Source organism: Pseudonocardia halophobica (assembly GCF_027922425.1).
Taxonomy (GTDB): Bacteria; Actinomycetota; Actinomycetes; order Mycobacteriales; family Pseudonocardiaceae; genus Pseudonocardia; species Pseudonocardia halophobica.
Genome location: NZ_BSFQ01000077.1, coordinates 1 through 6,869, shown reverse-complemented (window position 1 = coordinate 6,869; position 6,869 = coordinate 1). Strand labels below are relative to the sequence as shown.

Sequence of the window (6,869 nt, the reverse complement as noted above, 5' to 3'; positions counted from 1 at the left end):
GGGTTCACGTGCACCAAGCGCGAACGAGCACAGCCGACCCCGCCCAGATTCTCATCCTTCAAGGCGGCCCGGGGTAGGGCCATGACATCTCAGACGGAGATGTCGACGCTCGGGCGCAGCGCGGCCGCGGCGGCGAGCGCCTCGTGCACCGGGTTGTCGAGGAAGGCCTGCACCAGCTCGGGGTCCGCGGGGGTGTCGAGCGCGGGCAGGGCGATCTGCTCGTACGCGGCCTGGAAGCGCGGACCCCAGCGGCGGGTGCCGAGCCGCGCGGTGCGCGAGCAGTTGTCGACCATGTAGGCCACGTCGCGGGCGTGCATGGAGGGCAGCAGCGAGTCGACGGCCTCGATGACCGACTCGTTGACGATCTCCGACCAGGCGTGCCCGCGCTCGGCGAACTCGTCGACCTGGGCGACCGTCGTGGCCACGAACACGCCCGCGGTGACCGGGTCGACCGGCAGGTCGTCCCGCCGCCGGGCGCGGACCTCGTCGCCGTGCGCCCACATCGGTCGTCGCGGCGCTGTGGGAGATCACCGCAGGTCAGCCGGGGTCGTGAGTGCCGACTGCCCCTCTAGGGGCAGTTGCCGCTCACGGGGTTGAGGCAGGTGCATCTGGCGGATCACGGCGGTGTCGCGCAGAGTGGGGTGGCGGGAGGGAACGATGACGTTTCGCAACGGTCCGGACACCGACCGGGACACGCAGCTCGACGTGGTGGTGATCGGCGCGGGGTTCTCCGGCCTGTACGCCCTGCAGCGGCTGCGCTCGGAGGGCTTCCGGGTGCGGGTGCTCGAGCAGGGCGACGGGGTCGGCGGCACGTGGTACTGGAACCGGTACCCGGGCGCGCGCTGCGACTCCGAGAGCTACTACTACTCGTACTCGTTCGACGAGGAGCTCCAGCACGAGTGGGAGTGGACCGAGCGTTACCCGGAGCACTTCGAGATCCGCGCCTACCTGGAGCACGTGGCCGAGCGGTTCGACCTCCACCGGGACATCGACCTCGGCACCCGGGTCGAGTCCGCGACCTTCGACGACGCCACCTCCACCTGGGCGGTGCGCACGGCCGACCGCACGCTGACCTGCCGGTTCCTCGTCACGGCCGTCGGCTGCCTGTCGACGGCCAACGTCCCGGACATCCCCGGGCTGGACACCTTCGCCGGCGAGTGGTTCCACACCGGGCGCTGGCCGCACGAGGGCGTGGACCTCGCCGGGAAGCGGGTCGGGATCGTCGGGACCGGCTCGACGGGGATCCAGGCGGTGCCGGTGGTCGCGAAGGAGGCCGCCCACCTGACCGTCTTCCAGCGCACCGCGAACTACAGCATCCCCGCGCGCAACGGCCCCGTGTCCGCCGCCGAGCGCGCCGAGGTCAAGGCGCGCTACGACGAGATCCGGCGGATCCAGCGGGAGTCGACGAACGGCCACCCGTTCCTGATCAGCGAGGTCTCGGCGCTCGCGGTGGACGAGGCGGAGCGCACCGCGACCTACGAGAAGGCGTGGGAGCGGGGGAGCCTGAAGTTCCGCGCGTCCTTCGCCGACCTGCTGACCAGCCGGGAGGCCAACGACACGGCGTCGGACTTCATCCGGGACAAGATCCGGGCGGTCGTCCGGGACCCCGCGACGGCGGAGAAGCTGACCCCGCGCGACCACGGCTTCGCCACCAAGCGCCCGCCGATCGACACGGACTACTTCGAGGCCTACAACCGGACGAACGTGTCCCTGGTCGACGTGCGCGCCGACCCGATCCGCGAGATCACCCCGGCCGGGATCCGGACCGGGGAGGAGCACCCGCTGGATGTGATCATCTTCGCCACCGGGTTCGACGCGATGACCGGCCCGCTGCTCGGCTTCGACATCCGCGGCGCGGGCGGGGTCCCGCTGCGGACCAAGTGGGCGGCGGGCCCGGTGACGCACCTCGGGCTGCAGGTCGCCGGCTTCCCGAACCTGTTCACGATCACCGGGCCGGGCAGCCCGTCGGTGCTGTGCAACATGCCGACGGCGATCGAGCAGCACGTGGAGTGGATCGCGGACTGCCTCGTCCACCTGCGGGAGAAGGGCGTCTCGCGGATGGAGACCACGGAGGAGGCCGAGCGGGCCTGGGTGGCGCACGTCAACGAGGTGGCGCACCAGACGCTGCTGCCGCAGGCCTCGACGTCCTGGTACCTGGGGGCGAACGTCCCGGGCAAGCCGCGGGTGTTCATGCCGTACGCGGGCGGGATGGCCACCTACGCGAAGACCTGCGCGGAGGTCGCGGAGAAGGGTTACGAGGGCTTCGTGCTCTCCGCGTGAGTCCTGCGGCGGGGCAGCACCTGTGCGCCCGCGAGGATCACCAGCCCGGCGAGCGGTACGACGAGCAGGCCCGCCCGCAGCGAGGTCGCGTCGGCCACCAGCCCGACGACGGGCGGCGCCACCAGGAACCCGACCCGCAGCAGCCAGCTGACGACCGTCAGGCCGGCCCCGGTGGGCAGCCCCGGCAGCTCGTCGGCGGCGTGCATGGCGGCGGGGATCAGCGTCGCCACCCCGAGCCCGGCCAGGCCGAACCCGACGATGGTGCCCGGGACCGTCGGGAAGGCCAGGGCCAGCCCCATCGCGACGACCACGATCGCCGCCCCGGCCCGCGCCACCGCCCGCTGCCCGAACCGGTCGACCAGCCGGTCACCGACCACCCGGCCCAGGAACTCCAGCGCCTGCAGGGCCACGAACCCGAGGCCGGCGACCGCCGCGGCCGCGCCGAGGCTGCCGGACAGGTAGACGGCCGCCCAGGAGGCGCCGGAGTCCTCGACCAGGGCGCCGGCCGACGCGATCACGCCGAGGACCAGCACGACCAACAGGGCGCGCCCGCCGGCGCGGGAGCGCACGCGCGCCGGCGACGCGGTGGGTTCGCGCTCGGAGTCCTCCGGGCCGGGCAGCAGGAAGCGGTACGCGACCATCGCGACCGTCACGAAGATCCCGGCCGAGACGCCCAGGTGCAGGCCGAGGGGGAGCGCCAGCCCGGCGGCGGCGGAGCCCATCAGCCCGCCCAGCACCGATCCGGCGCTCCACGTGGCGTGGAAGGAGTTGAAGATCGAGCGGCCGTAGCGGCGCTGGACGCGCAGGGCGTGCGCGTTCTGCCCGACGTCGACCACCGCGTCCGCGGCCCCTGCCACGAACAGCGCCCCGGCCAGCAGGCCCCAGTTCGGGGCCAGCCCGGCGAGCAGGATGCCGACGGCCACCACGACCATGCCGAAGGTTGCCACCCGCGACGAGCGGAACCGCCGGACCAGCGTCGATGCGGTCAACCCGGCCAGGAGGGCCCCGAACGGGAAGGCCGCCACGGCGGTGCCCAGCTGGGCGTTGCTCAGCTCCAGCGAGGCCTTGATCTCGGGGTAGCGGGGGAGCAGGTTCGCGAACACCGCCCCGTTGGTGAGGAAGACCGCGGCAACCGCGATCCGCGCCCGCCGCTCCGTCCGCCCCGGTGCCGGTGCCCCACCCGCCGCCCCACCCGTCGTGCCGGTCTCCCCGGTCGTGCCGCTCGCCATCACCGTGCAGCGTACGGAACGCACCGGGGACACCGCCGGGCGTCCGCCCCCGTCAGGCGGCGGAGGCCACGGCGGGCTCCAGACCCACGGCCGTCCCGACGGCCCGGGCCAGCGCCCGGGCGTGGTCGGCCGCGGTCTCCCGCGCGCCGGCGTCGTGCCGCCAGGCGATCACGCCGTCCGGCCGCACCAGCAGGGCCGAGCGCGGCCCCAGCCCGCAGCGGCGGGCGACCCGGTCGCCGACCGCCGGGACCTCGACCGGCACCGGCAGGTGTGCGGCCGCGGTGCGCCAGTCGGCGTCCATCGCGCCAGTGAACAGGGTGAACCCGGGGCCGAGCAGGTCGAGGACGGCCCGGCGGCCGCCGTCGGTCCGGACCCAGACGTGCGGGAGGCGCTCGCCGGGCCGCGCGGTCCCGGTCCCGAGATGCAGCTCCCCGTCGGCGGGCCCGGTGGCGACGGTGCAGGACCGGTAGGCCGTCCCGAGGTCGCCGGCCAGCCCGTCGATCGGGTCGGTGCCGCCGGGGCGCAGCGAGCGCAGCGCCCGCGCCCGGCCGATCGGCTCGCGCTCCTCGACGTACGAGTCGAGCAGCGCCGGACCCGCCCAGCCGCGGACCGTCCAGCCCAGCCGCCAGCCCAGCTCGTGGCCGTCGTGGATCGCGGTGTTCATGCCGTTGCCGCCGACCGGGGTCATCCGGTGCGCGGCGTCGCCGACGAGGAACCCGGGGCCGGAGCGTACCGCCGTGGCGACCGCGGCGGCCATGGTGAAGACCTGCATGCCCAGCAGCTGCGGCTCGAGGTCGGGCAGGCCGGTCGCCGTGCGCACCAGCCACCGCCAGAACTCCGGGGTGTAGGACGCGATGCCCTCGGCGCCGGTGCAGTCACGGCCGTCCTGGAGCTGCCTGGCGTAGCACCAGCGGCCCCCGCCCACCGGCAGGAGCACCCCGGCCGCCTCCGGGTGCTCGATGCTCCACAGCACGTTCGGTTCGCGGGCGAAGAGCGCCTCGACCCCCGACGCCGCGTCCGGGCGGAACAGCACCTGGGCGTAGTCGCCGAGGGTGCCCAGGTCCCGCAGGCCGATGCCGAGCGCGGAGCGGACCCTGCTTCGCGGGCCGTCGGCCCCGACGACGAACCGGGCCCGCACCCGCTCCCCCCCGGCCAGCCGCGCCTCGACCCCGTCCGCGACGGTCAGGTCGATGAGCGCGCTGTCGAAGCGGACCTCGCCCCCGCGGCGGCGCAGCTCCGCGACGAGCAGCGGTTCCAGGTGGTCCTGCGGGCACAGCAGCGGGTGCGTCGGGCTGGCCCGCAGCGCCTCGCGCCGCGAGGGGTACCCGACGTCGCGGTACTCGCGGACGGGACCGGCGAGGGTGTCGGCGACCGCGATCCGGGGCGGGACGTCGCCGATCGCGCCGGCCAGCACCGCGTCGGTGAGGCCCCACTCGCGCAGGATCTCCATGGTCCGGGTGCTCACGCCGGTGGCGCGCGGGATTGTCGAGGTGGTGCCGCGGCGCTCGACGACGAGGACGCGCGCCCCGTGCGTCACGGCGGCCAGGGCCGTGGCGAGCCCGGCGGGGCCGGCCCCGACCACCAGGACGTCGGTCTCGATCGGGCTGGGGTTCGTCTGCATGGCCGGAACTGTCCGCCGCGGCGGCGCCCGCCGGATCCGTGAGGACTACGGAGTTTCGCCGCCGACCCACCGGTGCAGCTCCGTGCGCCGGGCCGCCCCGGTCTTGGCCAGCAGGTTCGCGACGTGCGTCTCCACGGTCCGGCGGGACAGCACCAGCCGCCGGGCGATCTCGGGGTTGGTGAGCCCGCGCCCGACCAGCGCCAGCACCTCGTACTCGCGGCGGGTCACGCCCTTCTCCCGCAGCGCGGCCGGCACCGTCGTCCCGTGCCGGCCGCGGGTGGGCGCGCCGGCGGCCCGCAGCAGGTCGCGGCAGGTGCGGGCCTGCAGCTCCGCACCGGTCGCCTCGTGCGCGGCGAGATCGGCGCGCAGGAGGGGGACGGGGTCGTCCCAGCCGTCCCGCACCGCGCACTCGAGCACCATCGGGTGGAGCAGGCGCCGCCACCACGCCCGCCGCCCGAGCAGCTCGTCGCCGCGGGCGCGGGCCTCCGCCGCCTCCGCCGCCCGCCCGGCACGCCCGGCGGCGACCGCGTCGGCGTAGGCGAGCGTGGCGTGGATCGACCGGGACAGCCCGGGCGGATGGGTGGTCAGCTGCGCGCGCGCCCGCTCGCCGCCGTCGAGCACGGCGTGGACCAGCAGCCAGGCGCCGACCGGGGCGAGCAGGGGGGTTGCGCGATCCTCCAGCACGACGTCGATCTCGGAGTCGAACTCGCGGGCGGCGCGGGGCAGGTCGTGCTCGACCAGCGCACCCACGCCCCGGGCCAGGGAGGTCAGCGCCCGGTTCCCCGGGCTCGGTTCGGGGACCGCGGCGACGAGCGCCTCGGCCCCGACGGGGTCGCCGGCGGCGGCCAGGCACACCGCGGTCTGGATCCGGGCGATGTCGGTGAGCGCGGGCAGCCGTAGCCGGACCGCAGCGTCGAGGGCGCGCCGGGAGTACACCTCGGCGGCGTCCGGCCCCTCGGTCATCAGCGCGGTGTCGGCCAGGATGATCTCCGCCGACGCCAGCTGGCCGAGCATCCCGGCGTCCCGCGCGAGGGTGCAGGCGAGCGCGAGGGTGGGCGCCTCGTCCGCGTCGAGCGCCTCCATCATCCCCGCGCCGAACAACGCGGCGACCCGCCAGGGCACCAGTCCGTGCTCGGCGGCGACCTGCGCGGCGCGGCGGAAGGCCGCGCTGGTGGCGGCCAGGTCGGTGCGCCAGTGGGTGCGGGCGAGCACGCCGAGCGCCTCGCACAGGCTCTCCGGGGCGTCCGCCGCCTCCGACTGTGCGATCGCCCGGGCGGCGAGGTCCGCGGCCTCGTCGACCCGGCCGGCGCCGAACGCGGCGTCGGCACGCAGGACCGTCGAGCGCGGGTCGGCGGGCCGTCCGGCCCGCTCGACGTAGTCGTCCGCGGTGGCCCACTGCCCCGCGACGACGGCGGTGCGCGCGAGGTCGAGGCACAGGTCGGCGTGCCGGTCGCCCGTGACGCCGGGCAGCCGGGCCGCGCCGAGGTCGAGCGCCTCGTGGGCGCGCCCGGTCAGGGTGAGCACCCGGATGCGCTCCCGCAGCACCTCGGCGTCGAGCGGCGGGCCGGGACCGGCGCGCTCGGCCGCGTCGAGGTGGTCGGCGGCCGCGCGCAGCGCGCCCCGGGCGGCCTCGGTCCGCGCCTCACGCAGATAGAGCGCGGCGGCGCGGTCGGACCGCCCGGCCTCGGCGAACAGCTCCGCCGTGGCCGGGCCGGCCCCGCCGAACTTCGCCATGACCC

5 protein-coding genes are annotated in these 6,869 nt (G+C 75.9%); 1 reads left to right on the top strand and 4 read right to left on the bottom strand.

Annotated features, from left to right (window positions below; translation table 11 throughout):
- Positions 1 to 89: 89 nt before the first annotated feature.
- Positions 90 to 503, bottom strand: coding sequence for a hypothetical protein (locus PKE99_RS37030; RefSeq protein ID WP_037051892.1), 414 nt, complete (start codon positions 501 to 503; stop codon positions 90 to 92).
- 154 nt (positions 504 to 657) lie between these two features.
- Between PKE99_RS37030 and PKE99_RS37025 the strand changes: the two genes are divergently transcribed.
- Positions 658 to 2,280 carry a flavin-containing monooxygenase gene (locus PKE99_RS37025; RefSeq protein ID WP_051738112.1) on the top strand — a complete coding sequence of 541 codons (1,623 nt, stop codon included), beginning with the start codon at positions 658 to 660 and terminating at the stop codon, positions 2,278 to 2,280.
- Here PKE99_RS37025 and PKE99_RS37020 read toward each other — a convergent pair.
- From PKE99_RS37020 to PKE99_RS37010, 3 genes are all read right to left on the bottom strand, one after another.
- On the bottom strand, positions 2,253 to 3,509 hold the full coding sequence (locus tag PKE99_RS37020; RefSeq protein ID WP_063739865.1) for an MFS transporter: 1,257 nt from the start codon (positions 3,507 to 3,509) through the stop codon (positions 2,253 to 2,255). The genes PKE99_RS37025 and PKE99_RS37020 overlap by 28 nt on opposite strands.
- Before the next feature lie 52 nt (positions 3,510 to 3,561).
- Entirely contained in the window at positions 3,562 to 5,130 is a 1,569-nt protein-coding gene (locus tag PKE99_RS37015) for an FAD-dependent monooxygenase (protein WP_037051893.1), read from the bottom strand.
- 45 nt (positions 5,131 to 5,175) lie between these two features.
- Positions 5,176 to 6,869, bottom strand: a 1,694-nt coding sequence (locus PKE99_RS37010) for a helix-turn-helix transcriptional regulator (protein WP_271214980.1), incomplete at its 5' end; no start/stop codon positions are given.